22 protein-coding genes are annotated in these 18132 nt (G+C 70.8%); 14 read left to right on the top strand and 8 right to left on the bottom strand.

The features are described from left to right. Positions 1-2 precede the first annotated feature (2 nt). The 3 genes from resB to AW27_RS13815 are packed head-to-tail and all read left to right on the top strand — an operon-like array spanning position 3 to position 3332. On the top strand, positions 3-1706 hold the full coding sequence (resB, locus tag AW27_RS13825) for a cytochrome c biogenesis protein ResB (protein WP_052030261.1): 1704 nt from the start codon (positions 3-5) through the stop codon (positions 1704-1706). Beyond that, positions 1703-2791, top strand: coding sequence for a c-type cytochrome biogenesis protein CcsB (gene ccsB, locus AW27_RS13820; protein ID WP_037918784.1), 1089 nt, complete (start codon positions 1703-1705; stop codon positions 2789-2791). Before resB ends, ccsB begins: the two co-directional genes overlap by 4 nt. Before the next feature lie 25 nt (positions 2792-2816). After that, a complete protein-coding gene (locus AW27_RS13815; protein WP_037918786.1) occupies positions 2817-3332 on the top strand; it encodes an SRPBCC domain-containing protein in 516 nt (171 codons plus the stop codon). Between the two features lie 28 nt (positions 3333-3360). Here the strand turns inward: AW27_RS13815 and AW27_RS13810 are convergent, their stop codons facing one another. After that, positions 3361-3711: a PLD nuclease N-terminal domain-containing protein gene (locus AW27_RS13810; RefSeq protein WP_037918788.1), complete on the bottom strand. Its 351-nt coding sequence runs from the start codon at positions 3709-3711 to the stop codon at positions 3361-3363. A gap of 90 nt (positions 3712-3801) precedes the next feature. Between AW27_RS13810 and AW27_RS13805 the strand changes: the two genes are divergently transcribed. Genes AW27_RS13805 through mqnP form a run of 3 tightly spaced genes read left to right on the top strand, consistent with a single transcriptional unit; the run spans position 3802 to position 6649 of the window. Beyond that, complete coding sequence (locus AW27_RS13805) at positions 3802-5259, top strand: menaquinone biosynthesis decarboxylase (RefSeq protein WP_037918790.1); 1458 nt, start codon at positions 3802-3804, stop codon at positions 5257-5259. Then, the gene (locus tag AW27_RS13800; protein WP_037918792.1) at positions 5256-5729 is read left to right on the top strand and encodes a hypothetical protein; all 474 of its coding nucleotides are present in this window, start codon (positions 5256-5258) and stop codon (positions 5727-5729) included. Before AW27_RS13805 ends, AW27_RS13800 begins: the two co-directional genes overlap by 4 nt. Next, complete coding sequence (gene mqnP / locus AW27_RS13795; protein ID WP_037918794.1) at positions 5726-6649, top strand: menaquinone biosynthesis prenyltransferase MqnP; 924 nt, start codon at positions 5726-5728, stop codon at positions 6647-6649. Before AW27_RS13800 ends, mqnP begins: the two co-directional genes overlap by 4 nt. Positions 6650-6776: 127 nt before the next feature. On the opposite strand, the gene AW27_RS13790 is transcribed toward mqnP, so the two are convergent. Next, positions 6777-7385, bottom strand: a complete 609-nt coding sequence (locus tag AW27_RS13790; protein ID WP_037918795.1) for a rhomboid family intramembrane serine protease — start codon at positions 7383-7385, stop codon at positions 6777-6779. Positions 7386-7471: 86 nt separating this feature from the next. Between AW27_RS13790 and AW27_RS13785 the strand changes: the two genes are divergently transcribed. Next, positions 7472-8164 carry a UbiX family flavin prenyltransferase gene (locus AW27_RS13785; RefSeq protein WP_037918796.1) on the top strand — a complete coding sequence of 231 codons (693 nt, stop codon included), beginning with the start codon at positions 7472-7474 and terminating at the stop codon, positions 8162-8164. A gap of 8 nt (positions 8165-8172) precedes the next feature. Here AW27_RS13785 and AW27_RS13780 read toward each other — a convergent pair whose 3' ends face one another. Continuing rightward, the gene (locus AW27_RS13780) at positions 8173-8307 is read right to left on the bottom strand and encodes a hypothetical protein (protein ID WP_269084508.1); all 135 of its coding nucleotides are present in this window, start codon (positions 8305-8307) and stop codon (positions 8173-8175) included. A 122-nt stretch (positions 8308-8429) separates the two neighbouring features. Here AW27_RS13780 and AW27_RS13775 point away from each other — a divergent pair, with 122 nt between their 5' ends. The 5 genes from AW27_RS13775 (at position 8430) to AW27_RS13755 (ending at position 12925) form a co-directional block, all read left to right on the top strand. After that, entirely contained in the window at positions 8430-8885 is a 456-nt protein-coding gene (locus AW27_RS13775; protein WP_030026281.1) for an Lrp/AsnC family transcriptional regulator, read from the top strand. 61 nt (positions 8886-8946) lie between these two features. Further along, positions 8947-10110: an aminofutalosine synthase MqnE gene (gene mqnE, locus AW27_RS13770; protein ID WP_037918797.1), complete on the top strand. Its 1164-nt coding sequence runs from the start codon at positions 8947-8949 to the stop codon at positions 10108-10110. Between the two features lie 110 nt (positions 10111-10220). Further along, entirely contained in the window at positions 10221-10745 is a 525-nt protein-coding gene (locus tag AW27_RS13765; RefSeq protein ID WP_037918798.1) for a GNAT family N-acetyltransferase, read from the top strand. Positions 10746-10942: 197 nt separating this feature from the next. Next, complete coding sequence (locus tag AW27_RS13760; protein WP_052030316.1) at positions 10943-11215, top strand: DUF4229 domain-containing protein; 273 nt, start codon at positions 10943-10945, stop codon at positions 11213-11215. Positions 11216-11587: 372 nt separating this feature from the next. Continuing rightward, complete coding sequence (locus tag AW27_RS13755; RefSeq protein WP_037918799.1) at positions 11588-12925, top strand: dicarboxylate/amino acid:cation symporter; 1338 nt, start codon at positions 11588-11590, stop codon at positions 12923-12925. 255 nt (positions 12926-13180) lie between these two features. Here AW27_RS13755 and AW27_RS13750 read toward each other — a convergent pair whose 3' ends face one another. From AW27_RS13750 to AW27_RS13730, 5 genes are all read right to left on the bottom strand, one after another. Further along, positions 13181-13501: a hypothetical protein gene (locus tag AW27_RS13750; protein WP_052030262.1), complete on the bottom strand. Its 321-nt coding sequence runs from the start codon at positions 13499-13501 to the stop codon at positions 13181-13183. Next, positions 13498-14889: a hypothetical protein gene (locus tag AW27_RS13745; RefSeq protein ID WP_037918800.1), complete on the bottom strand. Its 1392-nt coding sequence runs from the start codon at positions 14887-14889 to the stop codon at positions 13498-13500. Before AW27_RS13745 ends, AW27_RS13750 begins: the two co-directional genes overlap by 4 nt. Further along, positions 14886-15323 (bottom strand): hypothetical protein, encoded by a 438-nt coding sequence (locus AW27_RS13740; RefSeq protein WP_236647536.1) that lies wholly within the window; start codon positions 15321-15323, stop codon positions 14886-14888. Before AW27_RS13740 ends, AW27_RS13745 begins: the two co-directional genes overlap by 4 nt. Before the next feature lie 62 nt (positions 15324-15385). Next, a complete protein-coding gene (locus tag AW27_RS13735) occupies positions 15386-15577 on the bottom strand; it encodes a DUF397 domain-containing protein (protein ID WP_037918801.1) in 192 nt (63 codons plus the stop codon). Next, entirely contained in the window at positions 15574-16434 is an 861-nt protein-coding gene (locus tag AW27_RS13730; RefSeq protein WP_037918802.1) for a helix-turn-helix domain-containing protein, read from the bottom strand. Before AW27_RS13730 ends, AW27_RS13735 begins: the two co-directional genes overlap by 4 nt. A gap of 156 nt (positions 16435-16590) precedes the next feature. Here AW27_RS13730 and AW27_RS13725 point away from each other — a divergent pair, with 156 nt between their 5' ends. Both AW27_RS13725 and AW27_RS13720 read left to right on the top strand, forming a co-directional pair. Beyond that, positions 16591-16998 carry an ATP-binding protein gene (locus AW27_RS13725; protein ID WP_370466481.1) on the top strand — a complete coding sequence of 136 codons (408 nt, stop codon included), beginning with the start codon at positions 16591-16593 and terminating at the stop codon, positions 16996-16998. A 213-nt stretch (positions 16999-17211) separates the two neighbouring features. After that, positions 17212-18093: a helix-turn-helix domain-containing protein gene (locus tag AW27_RS13720; RefSeq protein ID WP_037918803.1), complete on the top strand. Its 882-nt coding sequence runs from the start codon at positions 17212-17214 to the stop codon at positions 18091-18093. The last annotated feature ends 39 nt before the right edge of the window (positions 18094-18132 follow it).

Here is an 18132-nt window from a genome sequence, read left to right as displayed (position 1 = left end):
ACATGAGTACGACAGACAAGACGCCCACCGGGACGCCGCCCGAGCCCTCCCCGGGGGACCCCTCCGAGGCGGAGGCCGGCTCCCAGCTCTCCACCGCACCCGTCGAGGACAGCGGTCCGGTCGGCATCGGAGTGATCGGCTGGGCCCGGTGGTTCTGGCGGCAGCTCACCTCCATGCGGGTGGCGCTGATCCTGCTCTTCCTGCTGTCACTCGGCGCCATCCCGGGCTCCCTCGTCCCGCAGACCAACGTCGACGCGCTGAAGGTCGCCGAGTGGAAGCGGGACAACCCGTCCTACGTCGGAGTCGCCGAGGCGCTCCAGCTCTTCGACGTCTACAGCTCCGTGTGGTTCTCCGCGATCTACCTGCTGCTGTTCATCTCGTTGATCGGCTGCATCGTCCCGCGCGCCTGGCAGTTCGTCGGCCAGCTCCGCGGCCGACCGCCGGCCGCCCCCAGGAGGCTCGACCGGCTGCCCGCCCACACCACCTGGCGCACCGACAGCACCCCCGACGAGGTCCTCTCGTACGCGAGGACGCTGCTCGGCGCGAAGCGCTTCCGCACCGAGGCGGGCACCGGGCACATCGCCGCGGAGAAGGGCTACCTCCGCGAGGCCGGAAACCTCATCTTCCACGTCGCGCTGATCGTGATGCTCGTCGCCTTCGCCTGGGGCCAGTACTTCAAGTCGGAGGGCGGCAAGCTGGTCCTGCGCGGCACCGGCTTCTCGAACACGCTCACCCAGTACGACGACTTCAAGCCCGGCACGCTCTTCCACCCGGACGACCTGCCGCCGTTCAGCTTCACCCTGGACCGCTTCGACGCCACCTACGAGATGTCCGGCCCGCAGCGCGGCACCCCGCGCGACTTCACGGCGTACGTCACCCTCAGCGAGGGCGCCCACGGCACGCCGCGGAAGCGCGAGATCCAGGTCAACAAGCCCCTGGAGATCGACGGGTCCAAGGTCTACCTGCTCGGCCACGGCTATGCGCCGATCATCTCGGTCACCGACCCCACCGGGAAGGTGATCTACAAGGACGCCGTCCCGGTGCTCCCGCAGGACGGCAACCTCACCTCCACCGGGGCCGTCAAGGTCACCGACGGCTACAAGGACAAGGACGGCAAGCAGGAGCAGCTCGGCTTCAACGCCGTCTTCGTGCCGACCTTCGCCGGCGAGGGCATGGGAACGATGTTCTCGCAGTTCCCCGCCCTGCTGAACCCGCAGCTCATGCTCAACGCCTGGCACGGAAGCCTCGGCGTGGACTCGGGTCTGCCGCAGAACGTCTACCGACTCGACACCTCCAAGATGGAGATGTTCAAGGACGCCTCGGGCGGGCAGTTCAAGCAGAAGCTGGCGCCCGGCGACACGATGACCCTGCCGAACGGCGCGGGCACCGTGACGTTCGAGGGCATCGAGCGGTGGGCCACCTTCTCCGTCACCCAGCAGCCCGGCAGCGGCCTCGCCCTCGCGGGTGCGATCGCCGCCATCGCGGGCCTGGCCGGGTCGCTGTTCATCCAGCGCCGCCGGATCTGGGTGCGCGCCGTGGCGGGCAAGGACGGCGTGACCGTCGTGGAGATGGCGGGCCTCGGCCGCAGCGAGTCCGCCAGACTCCCGGAGGAACTGGCGGACCTCGCCGCCACGCTGCACGAGCAGGCGCCGACCGCGACGCCCGCCGAACCTGTCGAAGAATCCCCTGAAGGAGAGCGCGGATGACGCCGCTCGCAGCCGCAGCCAACGAGAATCTGGCTGAGATCAGCAACTACCTGGTCTATTCGTCGATGGCGGTCTACACGCTCGCCTTCTTCGCGCACATCGCCGAGTGGACCTTCGGTAGCCGCAGCAAGGTGGCCCGCACGGCCGCGGCGCTCACCGGCTCCACCGCGGCCGCGTCGGCTGCCCCGGCCGTGCAGGTGCGCGGCAAGGGCGGCGCCACGGCCGTACTGGACCGGCCCCGGGTCACCACCCGCTCCGGCGCCGGAACCCGGGACGTCCCGGACGGCCCCGGTGCCGCCGGCGGCACCGTGCAGGGCGACCTGTACGGGCGGATCGCGGTCTCGCTCACCGCGCTCGCCTTCCTCGTCGAGGCGGCCGGAGTGGTCACCCGCGCGATGTCGGTCGAGCGGGCCCCCTGGGGCAACATGTACGAGTTCTCGATCACCTTCTCCACGGTGGCCGTCGGCACGTACCTGGTGCTGCTCGCCCTCAAGAAGAACGTCCGCTGGCTCGGCCTGATCCTGGTCACCACCGTCCTGCTGGACCTCGGCATCGCGGTCACCTGGCTCTACACCGACAGCGACCAGCTGGTTCCGGCCCTGCACTCGTACTGGCTGTGGATCCACGTCTCCACCGCCATCTTCTGCGGCGCCGTCTTCTACCTCGGTGCGGCCGGCGCGGTCCTCTACCTCTTCCGGGACTCCTACGAGGCCAAGCTCGCCGGCGGCGGCAAGCCCGGCAGGATCACCTCCTCCGTCCTGGAGCGCCTGCCCTCGGCGGCCTCGCTGGACAAGTTCTCGTACCGCATCAACGCGGCCGTCTTCCCGCTGTGGACCTTCACGATCATCGCGGGCGCGATCTGGGCGGGCGACGCCTGGGGCCGCTACTGGGGCTGGGACCCCAAGGAGGTCTGGTCCTTCGTGACCTGGGTGGCGTACGCCTGCTACCTGCACGCCCGCGCCACCGCCGGCTGGAAGGGCCGCAAGGCCGCCTACCTGGCCCTCTTCGCCTTCGCCTGCTGGATCTGGAACTACTACGGCGTGAACATCCTGCTCAGCGGCAAGCACTCGTACGCGGGCGTCTGACCGGCGGGAGTGAGACGCTGGTGGCATGTCCCTCGTGAGCCATGCCACCAGCGAACGGCGCGGCGAGAACCACTGGCTGCTCCGCTTCGAGCTGCATCTCCCGTACGCCTACGAGGCCCTCTGGCACGCCCTGACCACGCCCGAGGGGCTGCGCGGTTGGCTGGCCGCGGCCGACGTGCTGGAGCGGCGGCTCGGCGGGTCCGTCACGCTGCGCTGGCTGAACACCCCCACCGTGGCGAGCGGACACGTCACCGCCTGGGACGTGGAGCGCGTCGCCGAGTACACGGTGAGCGAGCAGGGCCGGATCCGCTTCCACCTGGAGGCGGTCGGCACCGATTCGACGGTCGTCCGGTTCGTGAACGAGCGCGGCGGCTCCGACGAGGACCGCCTCGACTGCCTGGCCGGCTGGCACGAGCACTTCGAGCTGTTGGACGCCGCGCTGGCCGGACGCCCGACGGACTGGTCCGCCTGGACGGACGCCCGCCGGGCTCGGCTGCGCGAGTCGTACGCGTCCTTCAGCCGGGTCCCCAAGGCCTCCTGAGGCCTTCCGGCCGGAAGCCCGGCCGGCCCTAGTCGGCGTCCTTGCCGTTGTCCTTGTCCTTGTCCCGGTCCTTGTCCCGGTCCTTGTCCCGGTTCTTGTCGTCCTGCTCCTCGCGCAGGGACTTCAGGAATTCCGGATTGTCGTCGGGAGCCACCCACTGGGTGCGGCCGCCCCGGGGGCCCCGTACGCCGCCGGAGGCCACCCGCTGCTTGCCCGCGAACAGCCACACCACCGGCCCCACGATGGAGAAGAGCAGGATGATGATCACCCACATCGGCTTGGGCAGGTGCTTGACCTCCTGCTCCGGCGTGTTCAGGCAGTCGATGAAGGCGTAGATGGTCAGCGCGATGATCAGCAGGAACGGCAGGTAGCGCAGCACGGTGTGGGACCGACTCCCGGGCAGTGGCGACGGACCCGCAAGGGGCCCCGGTGACGCTCCCAGCGTAGTTGGTGACGGATACTGACCCCTATGGCTTACGACGATCTCCGCTCGCTGCTCCGGGCTCTGGAGCGAGAGGGCGACCTCAAGCGCATCAAGGCCGAAGTCGACCCGTACCTGGAGGTCGGGGAGATCGTCGACAGAGTGAACAAGGCGGGCGGTCCCGCGCTGCTCTTCGAGAACGTCAAGGGCTCGGCCATGCCGCTGGCCATGAACGTCTTCGGGACCGACCGCCGCCTCCTGAAGGCCCTCGGCCTGAAGTCGTACGGCGAGATCAGCGAGAAGATCGGCGGCCTGCTGAAGCCGGAGCTGCCGCAGGGCTTCATCGGGGTGCGCGAGGCCTTCGGCAAGCTCGGCTCGATGGTCCACGTCCCGCCGAAGAAGGTGAAGGGCGACTCCGCACCCGTCCAGGAGGTCGTCCTCACCGGTGACGACGTCGACCTGGACCTGCTGCCCGCCCTCTTCACCTGGCCCAAGGACGGCGGCTCCTTCTTCAACCTCGGCCTGACGCACACCAAGCACCCCGAGACGGGCGTGCGCAACCTCGGCCTCTACCGACTCCAGCGCCACGACAAGCGCACCATCGGCATGCACTGGCAGATCCACAAGGACAGCCGCAACCACTACGCCGTCGCCGCGGCCAAGGGCGAGCGGCTGCCGGTCGCGATCGCCTTCGGCTGCCCGCCCGCCGTCACCTACGCGTCCACCGCGCCGCTGCCGGGCGACATCGACGAGTACCTCTTCGCCGGCTTCGTCGCCGGCAAGCGGATCGAGATGGTCGACTGCAAGACCGTCCCGCTCCAGGTCCCGGCCAACGCCGAGGTCGTCGTCGAGGGCTGGTTGGAGCCCGGCGAGATGCTCCCGGAGGGCCCCTTCGGCGACCACACCGGCTTCTACACCCCGCAGGAGCCCTTCCCGGCCCTGAAGATCGACTGCATCACGATGCGCAAGCGGCCGCTGCTCCAGTCGATCGTGGTGGGCCGCCCGCCGACCGAGGACGGCCCGCTCGGCCGTGCGACGGAGCGGTTCTTCCTGCCCCTGCTGAAGATCATCATCCCGGACATCGTGGACTACCACCTGCCCGAGTCGGGCGGCTTCCACAACTGTGCGATCGTCTCGATCGACAAGAAGTACCCCAAGCACGCGCAGAAGGTCATGCACGCCATTTGGGGCGCCCACATGATGTCGCTGACCAAGCTGATCATCGTGGTGGACAAGGACTGCGACGTCCACGACCTGCACGAGGTGTCCTGGCGGGCCCTCGGCAACACGGACTACTCCCGCGACCTCACCGTGGTCGAGGGACCGGTGGACCATCTTGACCACGCCTCCTACCAGCAGTTCTGGGGCGGCAAGGCGGGCATCGACGCCACCAAGAAGCTGCCCGAGGAGGGCTACACGCGCGACGGCGGCTGGCCCGACATGGTGGAGTCCGACCCGGCGACGGCGGCCCTGGTGGACCGCCGCTGGAAGGAGTACGGCCTGTGAGTCCGATCCCCGTGGACGGCCCGGAACTGCACCTCGGCACCGCGGAGGCGTACGTCGTCCTGGCGCGCCCGAAGATCGACCCGACCCAGCCCGGCGTGATCGCCGCGGCCCGGGACGCGGGCGTGAGCCCGGAGGAGTTCGCCGGGCCCGGCGACGTCTGGACGCTGATGTACGACGCGGACGGCGACGGCGACGGCTTCGAACTGCCCGGCGCCCGGGACACCGAGGCCGACGCCTTCGCGGAGCGGTTGCAGCAGGCCCTGGCGGCGGCCGAGCCCTTCACGGTCGAGGCCGGCAACTTCCTGCGCCTGGACGCCCGGCCCGCCGGCGCCGACTGGGCGGTCACCGCGCACGTCACCCCGCCCGAGGGCGAGCCGGACGGCCCCGCCGCCCGGACGCTGGACCTCGGTGCGCTGCGGGCGCCGGACCTGCTCGCCGACCTCGAACGGTTCCGGAGGGAGGTCGCATGATGGCCACCGCCGACGGAGTGGTCGGACAGGGGCCCGCCCCGGAGGCCGCCAACAAGGTCAGGGCCTTCCTGCGGCTGGTGATGATCGAGCACTCGGTCTTCGCGCTGCCGTTCGCCTACATCGCCGCCCTGACCGCCATGTTCCAGCTCGACCGGACCGTGCACTGGGGCAAGCTGCTGCTGGTCACGGTCTGCATGGTGGGGCTGCGGACCTTCGCGATGGCCGCGAACCGGATCATCGACCGCGAGATCGACGCCCGCAACCCGCGGACCGCGGGGCGTGAGCTGGTCACCGGTGCGGTGTCGGTCCGCTCGGCCTGGACCGGTGCGGCGATCGCGCTCGTGGTCTTCCTCGGCTCGGCGGCTCTGCTGAACCCGCTGTGTCTGGCGCTGGCGCCGGTCGCCGTCGTCCCGATGGTGGTCTACCCGTACGGCAAGCGGTTCACGAACCTCCCGCACGCCATCCTCGGACTGGCCCAGGCGATGGGCCCGGTCGGGGCCTGGCTGGCGATCACCGGGGAGTGGTCCTGGGACGCGGTGATCCTGGGTCTGGCGGTCGGCGTCTGGATCGGCGGCTTCGACCTGATCTTCGCCTGCCAGGATGTGGCCGCCGACCGCGCGGAGGGCGTCAAGTCCGTCCCGGCCCGCTTCGGCGTCCCGGCCGCCCTGTGGGGCGCGCGCGGCTCCCACGTCGTGACCACGGCCCTGCTGGCCTGGTACGCGCTCGCCACGGACGCGGGCCCGCTGTTCTGGGCCGGTCTGGCGATCGTCGTCGTCGCCTTCGTCTACGAGCACACCATCGTGACGCCGCACGACCTGTCGCGCCTGAACCGGGCCTTCTTCACCGTGAACGGCTTCATCGGCATCGCCCTCTTCGTGTGCGCCCTGGCCGATCTCGTGGTGCGTGGCCTGACCTTCTGAGCAGCCGGCCACCTGCCGTCGAGCGCAGCGGCCGGGGCGCCGCCGGGACCGACGCCGGCAGGTGCGCGAGCGGCTTCCCGGGCAGGGCTGCGGGAGGCCCCGGGCCCGCCCGCGGACCGGGCGGCGGTCAGCCCGTGACGGCCGCCGGGCGGCGGGCCGGGCGCTGGAAGTACAGGGCCGTCACGATGCCGGCCACCAGGCCGCACAGGTGTCCCTGCCAGCTGACGCCCGAGTCCGTCGGCATGATGCCGGAGACGACCGTGGTGCCCCAGACGGCGGCCACGCCCACGGCCACCGCGATGCCCAGCGCCTTGCGCTCGACGAAGCCCCGTACGAGCAGATAGCCGAAGAGGCCGAAGACGATGCCGGAGGCACCCAGCGTCATGGTGCCGGACGGGGATATCAGCCAGGTGCCGAGGCCGTCGGCGAGCAGGATCAGGCCACACACCGCGAGGAACCGGCGGATCCCGGACAGGGCGGCTATGAAGCCGAGGACCAGCAGCGGGACGCTGTTGGCGGCGACGTGGTCGAAGCCGAAGTGCAGGAAGGCCGCGGAGACGACGCCGGTGAGCGTGTCGGGGTCACGGGCGACGATCCCGTACTGGTCGAGGGCGTGACCGGTGAGGTGGTCGACTGCCTCCAGGGCCCACAGCAGGGCCACCCAGCCCAGCATCAGCTGGGCAGCCGCCTTGGCCCTGCGGGTCTGCGTCCAGCCGGTATCGACCGTCGTGCTCATCTTCGCCCCCTTCGCGGCTCCCCCTACGGGAACGTGCGGTCACCTTACTGAGTGCCCGCACGGCGTGGCCGGATAGTCTCGGAGGTATGACAGAGCGCAATCGCACGCCGTGGGTGGTCGGGGTTTCCGGAGCGTCCGGGACGCCCTACGCGGCGGCGGTGCTCCGTGGCCTGCTCGCCGCGGGGGAGAGCGTCGACCTGGTCGTGAGCCGGGCCTCGCGTCTCACCCTGCTGGACGAGACGGGCATCGCCTTCCGTGACGCGCACTGGCGCGCGGACCTCGCGGAGTGGCTGGCACGCGGAGCCGACGGCAAGCCGGGGACCTTCGAGGGCCTGGCGGCCGACGCGGACGTGCGGTACTGGGGTGCCGGGGACCTGGCCGCCGGCCCGAGCTCGGGCTCGTACCCGGTCAAGGGGATGCTGATCGTCCCGGCGTCCACGGCTTGCGTGGCGGGGGTGGCGCTCGGGCTGTCGAAGGACCTGCTCCAGCGCGTGGCGAGCGTGACGCTCAAGGAGCGGCGCCGACTGGTGGTCGCGGTGCGGGAGACCCCGCTGAACGGACAGACGCTGAAGCATCTGGTGGCGCTGGACGAGGCGGGCGCGGTCGTGCTGCCCGCCTCTCCGGCGTTCTACGCGGGTGCGACGCACATCCAGGATCTGGTGGACTTCGTCGCGGGGCGGGTGCTGGACGCGGCAGGGGTGCCGCACCGGCTGTACCGCCGCTGGGAGGGGGAGCTGGGAGGCTCCCGCGCTCCCCGGGAGGCGAACGGTGCCGACTAGGCCGGTGACTAGGCCTTCTTGCGGCCGAGCGGCTTGCGTGCCTTGTCGACGCGGGCGGCCGCGACGGGCTGGTGGGCTCGGGATCGGTTGGCCAGCTCCTGGAGCTGTCGCATGTGTGCGTGCGCCATCTCGATCGTGAACACGGTGTATCACTCCTGAAGATCGTTAGTGATCTGATGAAGGAAATCGCAGGGTGTTGACCCCGCATGCCTTAGATTCTATACCTAGACTTGCAGGATCGCCGAATAATGGAAGGCCCCACGTCATGGACACGGTGGACAGGCAGCTCATCCAGGCACTCCGGGAGAACGGTCGCGCCTCATACGCGGAGCTGGGCCGTCTCGTGGGCCTCTCCGGCCCCAGCGTCACCGACCGCATCAACCGTCTGGAGACGGCCGGTGTCATCACCGGCTACCGCGCGACGGTCGACTCCGCCTCGCTCGGCCTCGGCGTCACCGCACTGATCGGCATCTCCCTCTCCGACGCCGCCGACCACGAGGACGTGGCACGGCGGCTGCGCGACCTCGCGGAGATCGAGGACTGCTGGTTCATCGCCGGCGACGACTCCTACATGCTCAAGGTGCGCGCCAGCGACGTGGACGGCCTGGAGAAGATCATCCGCAAGCTCTCCGGCACCAAGGGCGTCTCGCGCACCCGCACCACCATCGTGCTCTCCACGAAGTGGGAGAACCGGGTCGGGGAGCTGCCCGAGGAAGCCTGAGAGTACGGTGGGTCAGGGTTTGCAGGACAGGCAAGAGGCATCTAGAGGAGGCGACCGGTACATGGACGCTGGGCTCAAGCGTGAGCTGGAGGAGAAGGTCCGCTCCGGCGAGCGGCTGACCCGTGAGGACGGCATCGCCCTCTACGAGTCGGACGACCTGGCCTGGCTCGGTGGCCTCGCCCACGAGGTGCGCACGCGCAAGAACGGTGACGTCGTCCACTTCAACGTCAACCGGCACCTCAACATGACGAACGTGTGCACCGCGTCGTGCGCCTACTGCTCCTTCCAGCGCAAGCCGGGCGAGAAGGACGCGTACACGATGCGCATCGAGGAGGCCGTCCGCCTGGCCAAGGCCATGGAGACGGAGAACCTCACCGAGCTGCACATCGTCAACGGCCTGCACCCGAACCTGCCGTGGCGCTACTACCCGCGCTCGCTGTCCGAGCTGAAGAAGGCCCTGCCGAACGTCTCGCTGAAGGCGTTCACGGCGACCGAGATCCACCACTTCGAGACGATCTCCGGCATGTCGGCCTCCGACATCCTGGACGAGCTGATCGAGGCGGGCCTGGAGTCGCTCACCGGCGGCGGTGCGGAGATCTTCGACTGGGAGGTGCGCCAGCACATCGTCGACCACCGCACCCACTGGGAGGACTGGTCGCGCATCCACCGGCTCGCGCACGCGAAGGGCCTCAAGACCCCCTCGACGATGCTGTACGGGCACATCGAGGAGCCGCGCCACCGCGTGGACCACGTGCTGCGGCTGCGGGAGCTCCAGGACGAGACCGGCGGGTTCCAGGTCTTCATCCCGCTGCGCTACCAGCACGACTTCGTGGACATGCAGGACGGCAAGGTGCGCAACAGGCTCCAGGCGCGCACGACCATGGCCACCGGCGCCGAGGCGCTGAAGACCTTCGCGGTCTCGCGGCTGCTCTTCGACAACGTGCCGCACGTCAAGGTCTTCTGGGTGATGCACGGCGTGCAGACCGCCCAGCTCGCACTCCAGCACGGTGCGGACGACATGGACGGCTCGGTCGTCGAGTACAAGATCACCCACGACGCGGACAACTACGGCACCCCGAACAAGCTGGGCCGCGAGGACCTGCTGGAGCTGATCCGGGAGGCCGGCTTCCGCCCGGTCGAGCGCAACACGCGCTACGAGATCATCCGCGAGTACCCCGGCCCGGACGCGAACCTGCGCGAGACCCCGCAGGCGATGCGCGTCTGACCCTCCGGCGCCCGGCGCGCCGCAGCCGCTTCCGGCGAGTTGACCCCGGCCCATGGGCCGGGGTTCAGCTTTGCCTGGACGGCCCATGAGGTAATGACTAAACTCGCAAAATGACCATTACTTTCACCCTGGATCCGGTCGTCGGGCCCTCCCTGTGTGAGGGAATCCTCGAACTCTGGGTCGACGTCTCCAACGCGGGCGGCGCCGTGGGCTTCGTGCCCCCGGTCACCCACGACGACGTCCGCCCCTCGCTCGACGAACACCTCGTCGGCGTCGCAGACGGGAGCCGCCGGCTGCTGGTCGGGCACGACGGGGCCGGGGCGGTCGCCGCGACCGCCTTCCTCGTCCGCAACGCGCACCGGCTCCATCGGCACTGGCTGTGGGCCTGCACGGTGATGGTCCATCCGCGCCACCAGGGCAGGGGCCTCGGGCGCGACCTCATGGCCGCCACCGAGGCGGCGGCCCGCTCGATCGAGGGAATCGACGCCATCCGCCTCGGCTGCCGCGGCGGCTTCGGCCTGGAGCGCTTCTACGCCTCCTGTGGCTACAAGGAGGTGGGTCGCGTCCCCGGCGCCGTCCGGATAGCCCCAGGCGACGACCGCGACGACATCACGATGCTCCTGCCGCTCCTGTGACGGCGGCCGGACGGGCCGCCCCCGCGCACCCCGGCGGGCCGCTGCCGGGTCTCGGCATGCTTCACTGGAAGGCGCCGTGCGACGCGTGACGCCCGGCGCGTGACGCCCGGCGCGTGACGCACGACGCATCCGACCACGACGAGAGAGAAGGGGTCACCGTGTCCCTCAAGCCGAGCGCAACGATCCGATACACCGCGATGCGCCTGGGCATCTTCGTCGGCTGCCTCGCCGTCGTCGCGCTCCTCGTCCGGTTCGGCCTGGTCCCCGCCGGGCTCGGCGACGCCAACGGCGCCTGGGTCGTCCTGCTCGCCCTCGTGCTCTCCGCCCCGCTCTCCTTCGTCCTCCTGCGCAAGCAGCGCGACGAGATGTCCGCGCAGATCTCCGGGCGCGTCGCGGGTGCGAAGCAGAAGCTCGCCGAGAACCGCAGCCAGGAGGACCAGGCCGACGACGCGGCGCGCGTCGGGTCGTAACGCCCCCGTTGGCTTTCTCACACACCGAACCGCCCCAGCGCCGGGTACGCCGCCCGTAGCGCTGGGGCGGCGGCGTTCTCCGGGCCCGCGCAAGAGGGCCCCGTGCGCCGCTGTCTCAAAGCGCCCCTTTGAGATTCTCAAAGGATGAGTGTTAGCGTGTTCATCATGTTGACCACAGCTGCGCACCCGATGATCACGAGCGTCCCGCTCGTGATGCGCCTGCACGTCGACCTCTGCCGCCGCGCGTCCGCGGCCTGTTGCTGTTGAGCTGAATCGACACAGCAGCGGTCCCGGCCGGCCCTTCCTGGCTGCTGCCGCACCGCAACACCCGCAGAACCACCCCCCCCTCACCCCGTGCGCCACCTCCGGAGAGTGTCCGTGTCCGCGACCCCACAGGCCCCTGCCAAGGCCTCGTTCAAGTTCCCCTTCTGGGCCCAGATCGTCGCCGGTCTCGCCCTCGGCGTCCTCTTCGGCTGGATAGCCCGCAGCCAGGACGTCAGCTGGCTCGGCACCACGTTGGAGAAGACCGGCGACATCTTCGTCCAGCTGCTCAAGCTGGCCATCGCCCCGCTCGTCTTCTTCGCGATCCTGGTGTCGATCACCAACCTGCGCAAGGTGAACAACGCGGCTCGCCTCGCCTCCCGCACCCTCCTCTGGTTCATGATCACCTCGCTGATCGCGGTCGGCATCGGCATCACCATCGGCCTGCTGACCGACCCGGGTTCGGGCACCGGCCTGACCGCCGCCGACGGCCAGGAGCCCAAGAAGACCGGCTCCTGGATCGACTTCCTGACCGGCATCGTGCCGACGGACATCGTCACCCCGTTCACCGAGCTGAAGGTCCTTCAGATCGTCTTCCTGGCCGTCGTCGCCGGCATCGCCGCCCTCCAGCTCGGCGCCAAGGCCAAGCCGGTCCTCGACCTCGCCGAGTCCGCCCTGGAGCTCCTCCAGAAGGCCCTGTGGTGGGTCATCCGCCTCGCCCCGATCGGCACCATCGGCCTGATCGGCACCGCGATCGCCACGTACGGCTGGGACCTGATCGGCAAGTACGCCACCTTCACCGCCGACGTCTACATCGGCTGCGCCCTGGTCATGTTCGGCGTCTACCCGCTGCTGCTCGCGACGGTCGCCAAGGTCAGCCCGATCCAGTTCTTCAAGGGCGCCTGGCCCGCCATCCAGCTGGCCTTCGTCTCCCGCTCCTCCGTCGGCACCATGCCGGTCACCCAGAAGGTCACCGAACGCCTCGGCGTCCCGAAGGAGTACGCCTCCTTCGCCGTCCCGTTCGGCGCCACCACCAAGATGGACGGCTGCGCCGCGATCTACCCCGCACTCGCCGCCATCTTCATCGCGCAGATCTTCGACGTGCAGCTGGGCATCAAGGAGTACCTGCTCATCGTCTTCGTCTCGGTCATCGGCTCCGCCGCGACGGCCGGCCTGACGGGCGCCACCGTCATGCTGACGCTGACCCTCTCCACCCTGGGCCTCCCGCTCGCGGGCGTCGGCCTGCTGCTGGCGATCGACCCGATCCTGGACATGATCCGCACGGCCACGAACGTCGCCGGCCAGGCCCTGGTCCCGGTCATCGTCTCGGCCCGCGAGGGGATCCTGGACAAGGAGGCCTACGGCAACGCCTCGGCCTCCCCGCTGGACGAGCCCGCCGCCCCGGTCGTCGTCGACGCCGCGCCGCAGCCGGCCCCCGCGACCGCCTGAGCAGCCCGCACATCCCACACTCCGCGGTCCCCGCCCCCGTCCGGGCGGGGGCCGCGGCGTCTTTTTCCCCGCAGGACGCCAGACGGTGCGGGCGCGGACGAGTGCGGTCGTCGAGACCGGCAACGGGCCGCGATCAGCAACGAGCCGCGAACGGTACCGGCCGCGAACCACCAGCGGCCCGCCGTGCGGCGGCGGGCCCCGAACGGCCGAGGAGGCCGCGTGGCGCGGGCAGACGGGTGTACCCGCGGGGCGGCCTCAGCCGAGCGTCTCGATGCGAACCCATGCGATCACCCCCAGAACGAGCGGCGGCGCGAGCCACCACGGGCCCAGCAGCCTGCGGACGGGTGGGGCGAGCGTGATCAGGAGCCCGAGCGCGCTCAGGCAGAGGGAGAGGAAGACGGCCGCGGCCGTGCCCTCGTACCCCTGGTGGTCCCATGAGGCCTGCGGCCCGCGGGACACGACGGCGTAGACGAGCACGGCGTTCAGGGCGTGCACGAGGGCGAGGAGGAGCCCGAGCACCCGGCGCGCCCAGCCGCGGTCCGCGGGCGGGACGATGGTCCCGCTGCCGTCTGTCATCCCATCGCGTCCTTCACCTTGCCGAGAGCGTCGCCGAAGCCATCGCCGTAGTCCTGGGCCTTGCCCGACCGCCAGTACGGGCCGCCGTTGTAGCGGGCGGCGATCTCCCGCATCTGGGTCTCGGTCAGCCGCTCCGCCGGCACGTCGCCGTACCCCGCCTCGGCCTTGAGCCGGGCCAGATGGCCCGCAGCGATGAACGCATTCTGCTTCGGATCCTGGAGCGACTCCTCCACCAGGTCCCGCTGGGCCCGCGTGAGGTGCGCCGGATCGTAGCCGAGCACCTCGGCGCCCCGGCGCAGCTGGATCGCGAGCGGCCCGAACGAGGTCTCGTCGGGCATCCCGCCCAGCCGCCACGGCAGGTCCCGCGGCGAGAGGGGGCTCAGCGGCGAGGCGGCCGCGCCGCGCAGGGTGTCGGTGAGGTCGTCGGTGAGTCCGTACTGCCCGCCGATCTCCTTCCAGGCGATCCCCGCGACGAGTTCCTCGGGCAGTCCGGCATGCCCCGCGGCGGCCCGCAGCAGCTCCTTGTTGCGGGAGATCCAGCGGGCCCGCTCCTCGTCGTCGCCCGGAGGGTCCCAGTAGCTGTCGTCCGCCACAGGCAGAGACGAGATCCGCATCCGGATGTCACGCAGCGCGGGTGACATCTCGGCGTCGCCGACCGCCGGCGCCGTCTCCCGCTTCGGGCCGCTGCCGGGCAGGCGGGTCAGCGGAGAGGCGGCGGCCTCCGCCGCCTCCCGGCGGATGTCCGCCATCGCCGCGTACAGGTCGGGCCGTGCGCCGCCGTCCGGCACCCTGAACTCGGGGAGCAGCCCGTATGCCTGTTTCAGCGCGTGGACGCACGTGGCGCGGGCCTCCTCCTCCACGGTCTTCGCGAGATGGAAGCTGCCGCCCGCCGCGTCGTGGAGCCGGTCCGCCTCCTCCCGGATGTCGTCGACGTCCAGGGTGACCTCGGCCAGAAAGTCGAGGAATCCGGTCGTGGCCCGCATGTCCTCCCACCGCCGCATGGGCTCCGCCGCCCGCGCGGCCTCGGTGACCGCCACGCCCTTGGTGCCGATGAGCGCCGCGAGCGCCCGTTCGGTGTGCTTGCCGTTGCGGTAGTGGGACGTCGCGGTGGTGACGGCGGCGGCGTAGGCGTTCAGGGCGCTGGCGGCCCTGTCGTAGCCTTCGGCCATCTGGGCCACCAGCAGCCGGGCCTCGGTGAGGCGCTCGGTGTACGTGTGGCTGCCTTCGCTCTCCCACTCGGTACGGGTCTCCGCGCGCCGGGCCGGCTCTCCGACCTGCACCAGGAGGTCGCGCAGACGGCGGAACTCGGCGGCGTTGCGCTCGATGAGCGGCGGACTGCACTCCTCCAGGAACGCGACGTCCTCGCGGTGGCTGATCCCCCTGCTCACTTGCACTCCGGCGGCACGTACCGCCCCGAGTCGAGGAGGCCGGCCAGGAAGGACCGGGCGGTGTCGTCGTCCACCTCGGCGAAGCTCGTGCCGGCGGTCTTGAGGCGGGTGGCGAGCCCGGCGAAGAGGGCGACGGTGTCCTTGAACTGGTCGTCGGCGAACGCGGCGAAGCGGAGGGTCTGTGCGGCCACGTCGGCATGGGCGCGCGGGGCGCGCGCCATGGTGCTCGCGTCGCCGTCGGGGCGGCCCTCGTGGAGCAGCGCGGCGATCTCGATCAGGAGGTTCGCATTCCCGTTGAGGGACGAAGCCGTGGCCACCAGCGCCCCGGCCGGACCGTCACCGCCCGCCCCGGGCGCCGGTACCGGGTCTGGCGCGGGTGCCGGCGCCGACCGGGCGAGGGCTTTGTGCTCCGCCCATTCCGCGTCGAACGACATCCATCCCCCGCACAGTTGGCGACCGTTCATCGGGAGACGCGGGAGAGGAACCCCCGGTTCCGTCACAGGCCGGACGCGTGTGCGACAAACCCTTCCCAGGCGGGGTGGCCGAAGGCCAGGTGGGCGCGCAAGGTGTCCTTGGAGTCGCGGACCAGGACCGCGCGGGGGGTGGTGGCCACCTCGACGCAGTCGTTGATGTCGCCGCTGTCGCTGTAGCTGCTTTTGAACCACTCCGGCTCGGGCTCGTGGATCATGTCTCTCCCAGCACTTGCTCGATGAATGCGACGGACTCCCGTGGCGTGAGAGCCTGGGATCGGATCATGGCATGGCATTGCTCAAGGATCCGGACCTGCCTCGGATCTGAGACGGGGCGGCCGTTGAAGGCCCCTTCGGAACGCCCCACCGCCGATCCGTCCGCGAATTTCAACAGTTGGATCAACCCGCCCATTCCGGCGTGCTCTTCGAGATGGGTGGGCATGACCTGGATCGTGACGTGCCGCAGCTCGGCAATCTCCAGCAGACGTTCGAGCTGACCACGCATCACCATTGTCCCCCCGATGCGGCGCCGTAGGGTCACCTCTTCCTGGACGAAGCACAGAGCGGGTGCGGGGCTCCGCTCGAAGATCGACCGCCGCGCCATCCGTGCGGCCAAACCGCGTTCGACCTCTTCCATCGTCTGCGGAGGCTGCCACATCTCGAACAGGGCCCGCGCATAGTCGTCCGTCTGCAACAAGCCATGGATGTTGTGGTTGCCGTAAGCCGACAGTTCGACCGCTCGGCCTTCCAGCTTCACCAGGTCCCGCACCTTCTTCGGGTAGCGGACCTGTTCCAGGTCGGCCTTCATGGCGGCGATCTTGCCGCCCGCGTTCAGCGCTTCATCCGCCCTGTCCAGGTACTCGGGGCGGGGGATCCGCTTGCCCGCCTCGACCTTGCGGACCTGGTCCTCCCCGTACTGGATGGCCGCCCCGAAATCGGCGGGCCGTAGGCCGGCCGACTCCCGCCACGCCTTGAGCTGGCGGCCCAGCGCGGCCACCACCGCCGCGCCCTGTTCGTCCTCCGGGTCGACGTCCCAGCCGGGCTCTTCCGTACCGTCACTGCTGTCCAAGCTCATTGCGAGCCCACCTCCGACGAGCCGATGTCCTCAGCGCCCCGTACCCGCCACCTCGGTCCGGACAGCCGCGACAGCACTGGACAAGCTCCGGACAAACCCGGGACGTACGGGCGGTGCCGCTTCTCACGGTACGCACGCACGGACACGCTGAGTGACGTGATTTCTCAATTCGTCGACTTCCAGGTCCAGCTGTCCGCGACCCCGCGCGCCGCACGTCTCGCCCGTCTCCTGACCGTCGAGCAACTACGGGGCTGGGGCCTGCCCCTGATTGAACCCGCGCACGTCGTGGCGGAGCTCGCCGCCAACGCCGTGACCCATGGGCGCGTGCCCGGCCGGGACTTCCGGCTGGCCCTCACGGCGACCCCGGAGGCGCTGCTGATCGAGGTGACGGACGCGCGCGGCGACCGGGTCCCGCGCATCCGCGACGCGGGCTGCGGACTGCTCATCGTCGAAGCGCTGGCGGACCGTTGGGGCGTCAGGGAAGGGCCGTCGCCCTGCAAGGTGGTGTGGGCGGAGGTGCCCCTGGCGGCCGGGTCACGGGGGTCCGCGACCCGGCGTGCTTAGACGCATAAAGACCCAAAGAACCGGGGGAAAGAACCAACCCACCAACCACACCCGGCCCGCGTCGCTCGGTCGGGTGAAAGGTGTCAACTGGGCTGGATTTCGGGTGGGTTGGCGGGCATATGCTCGCCGCGACAACCCCAGACATGAGACGGCCCCCGGTGGGACTGGCATCCCGGCCGAGGGCCTGACCAACAAGGAAGCAGCATCTTCCCAATGGCTCCCCAGTACCCTAGCGCGCCCTCGCGCGCCACGTCCGGAGTTCCCTCCGGCACCGCCCGATCCGGTGTCATCCACGTCAACACGTGGCACGCGAGTCACTACACCGTGGTCGGCAACCACCTCCTCCAGCACCGCGAACTGTCCGCGACGGCGATCGGCGTCGCCGCCTACATCCAGTCGCTGCCGGACGGCGCCCCCGTCGGCATCAAGGCCCTCGCCGGCCGCTTCCCGGAGGGCGAGGTGCGGATCGCCTCCGCCCTGCGGGAGCTGGAGAGGCACGGGTACCTGGAGCGGCGGCGCGAGCGGCTGGAGGGCGGGCGGGTGGTGACCCGTACGTACTCGTACAACAAGCCGGGCTCCGCCCCGGAGGCCCCTCCTCCTCCGCCCGGCCGGGAACCCGTACCGGACCCGGACTCCGAGCCGACACCGGAACCGGGGGTCGTACCGCAGGAGGCCGATGATCCCCCGCCCGCGGCGGCTCCCGAGGCGCAGCGGGTGCACCCCGGTGCGGCCGACCTGCTGGCGCGGCTGCGGCGCCGCGATCCGCGGCTCCTGCTGTCCGAACGGGACGTACGGCGGCTCACGCCGGGCGTGTCGGAGTGGCTGCGGCGCGGCGTCGAACCGGGCGCGGTCGAGCGGGCCCTGTCCTCGGACCTCCCTGCGGACATGCGGCGCCCCGCGTCCGTCCTCGCGTACCGGCTCACCGCCCTGCTCCCGCCGCACCTGCCGCCCGCCCCGCCGGGCCGGCCGGTCCGCCCGCCCGCCCGTCCGGACCCGCTCCAGAACTGCGACGGCTGCGACCACGCCTTCCGCGCCCCGGCCCCGGGCCGCTGCGGCGCGTGCTCGCAGGACGCCCGCTCGACGGACGCCGCGTAAGGGCCTCCGCGGCTGACAGCGGCCCGTCTGCTCCGCGTC

Origin of the sequence: Streptomyces sp. PCS3-D2 (assembly GCF_000612545.2) — a bacterium.
Taxonomy (GTDB): domain Bacteria; phylum Actinomycetota; class Actinomycetes; order Streptomycetales; family Streptomycetaceae; genus Streptomyces.
This window is presented reverse-complemented; position numbering and strand designations above follow the sequence as displayed.

Bases quoted from the DNA above. Each gene is read 5' to 3' on its own strand.
- resB (WP_052030261.1), top strand. From the start codon at position 3: ATGAGTACGACAGACAAGACGCCCACCGGGACGCCGCCCGAGCCCTCC.
- ccsB (WP_037918784.1), top strand. From the start codon at position 1,703: ATGACGCCGCTCGCAGCCGCAGCCAACGAGAATCTGGCTGAGATCAGC.
- AW27_RS13815 (WP_037918786.1), top strand. From the start codon at position 2,817: ATGTCCCTCGTGAGCCATGCCACCAGCGAACGGCGCGGCGAGAACCAC.
- AW27_RS13805 (WP_037918790.1), top strand. From the start codon at position 3,802: ATGGCTTACGACGATCTCCGCTCGCTGCTCCGGGCTCTGGAGCGAGAG.
- mqnP (WP_037918794.1), top strand. From the start codon at position 5,726: ATGATGGCCACCGCCGACGGAGTGGTCGGACAGGGGCCCGCCCCGGAG.
- AW27_RS13790 (WP_037918795.1), bottom strand. From the start codon at position 7,385: ATGAGCACGACGGTCGATACCGGCTGGACGCAGACCCGCAGGGCCAAG.
- AW27_RS13785 (WP_037918796.1), top strand. From the start codon at position 7,472: ATGACAGAGCGCAATCGCACGCCGTGGGTGGTCGGGGTTTCCGGAGCG.
- AW27_RS13775 (WP_030026281.1), top strand. From the start codon at position 8,430: ATGGACACGGTGGACAGGCAGCTCATCCAGGCACTCCGGGAGAACGGT.
- mqnE (WP_037918797.1), top strand. From the start codon at position 8,947: ATGGACGCTGGGCTCAAGCGTGAGCTGGAGGAGAAGGTCCGCTCCGGC.
- AW27_RS13765 (WP_037918798.1), top strand. From the start codon at position 10,221: ATGACCATTACTTTCACCCTGGATCCGGTCGTCGGGCCCTCCCTGTGT.
- AW27_RS13760 (WP_052030316.1), top strand. From the start codon at position 10,943: ATGCGCCTGGGCATCTTCGTCGGCTGCCTCGCCGTCGTCGCGCTCCTC.
- AW27_RS13750 (WP_052030262.1), bottom strand. From the start codon at position 13,501: ATGACAGACGGCAGCGGGACCATCGTCCCGCCCGCGGACCGCGGCTGG.
- AW27_RS13740 (WP_236647536.1), bottom strand. From the start codon at position 15,323: ATGTCGTTCGACGCGGAATGGGCGGAGCACAAAGCCCTCGCCCGGTCG.
- AW27_RS13735 (WP_037918801.1), bottom strand. From the start codon at position 15,577: ATGATCCACGAGCCCGAGCCGGAGTGGTTCAAAAGCAGCTACAGCGAC.
- AW27_RS13730 (WP_037918802.1), bottom strand. From the start codon at position 16,434: ATGAGCTTGGACAGCAGTGACGGTACGGAAGAGCCCGGCTGGGACGTC.
- AW27_RS13720 (WP_037918803.1), top strand. From the start codon at position 17,212: ATGGCTCCCCAGTACCCTAGCGCGCCCTCGCGCGCCACGTCCGGAGTT.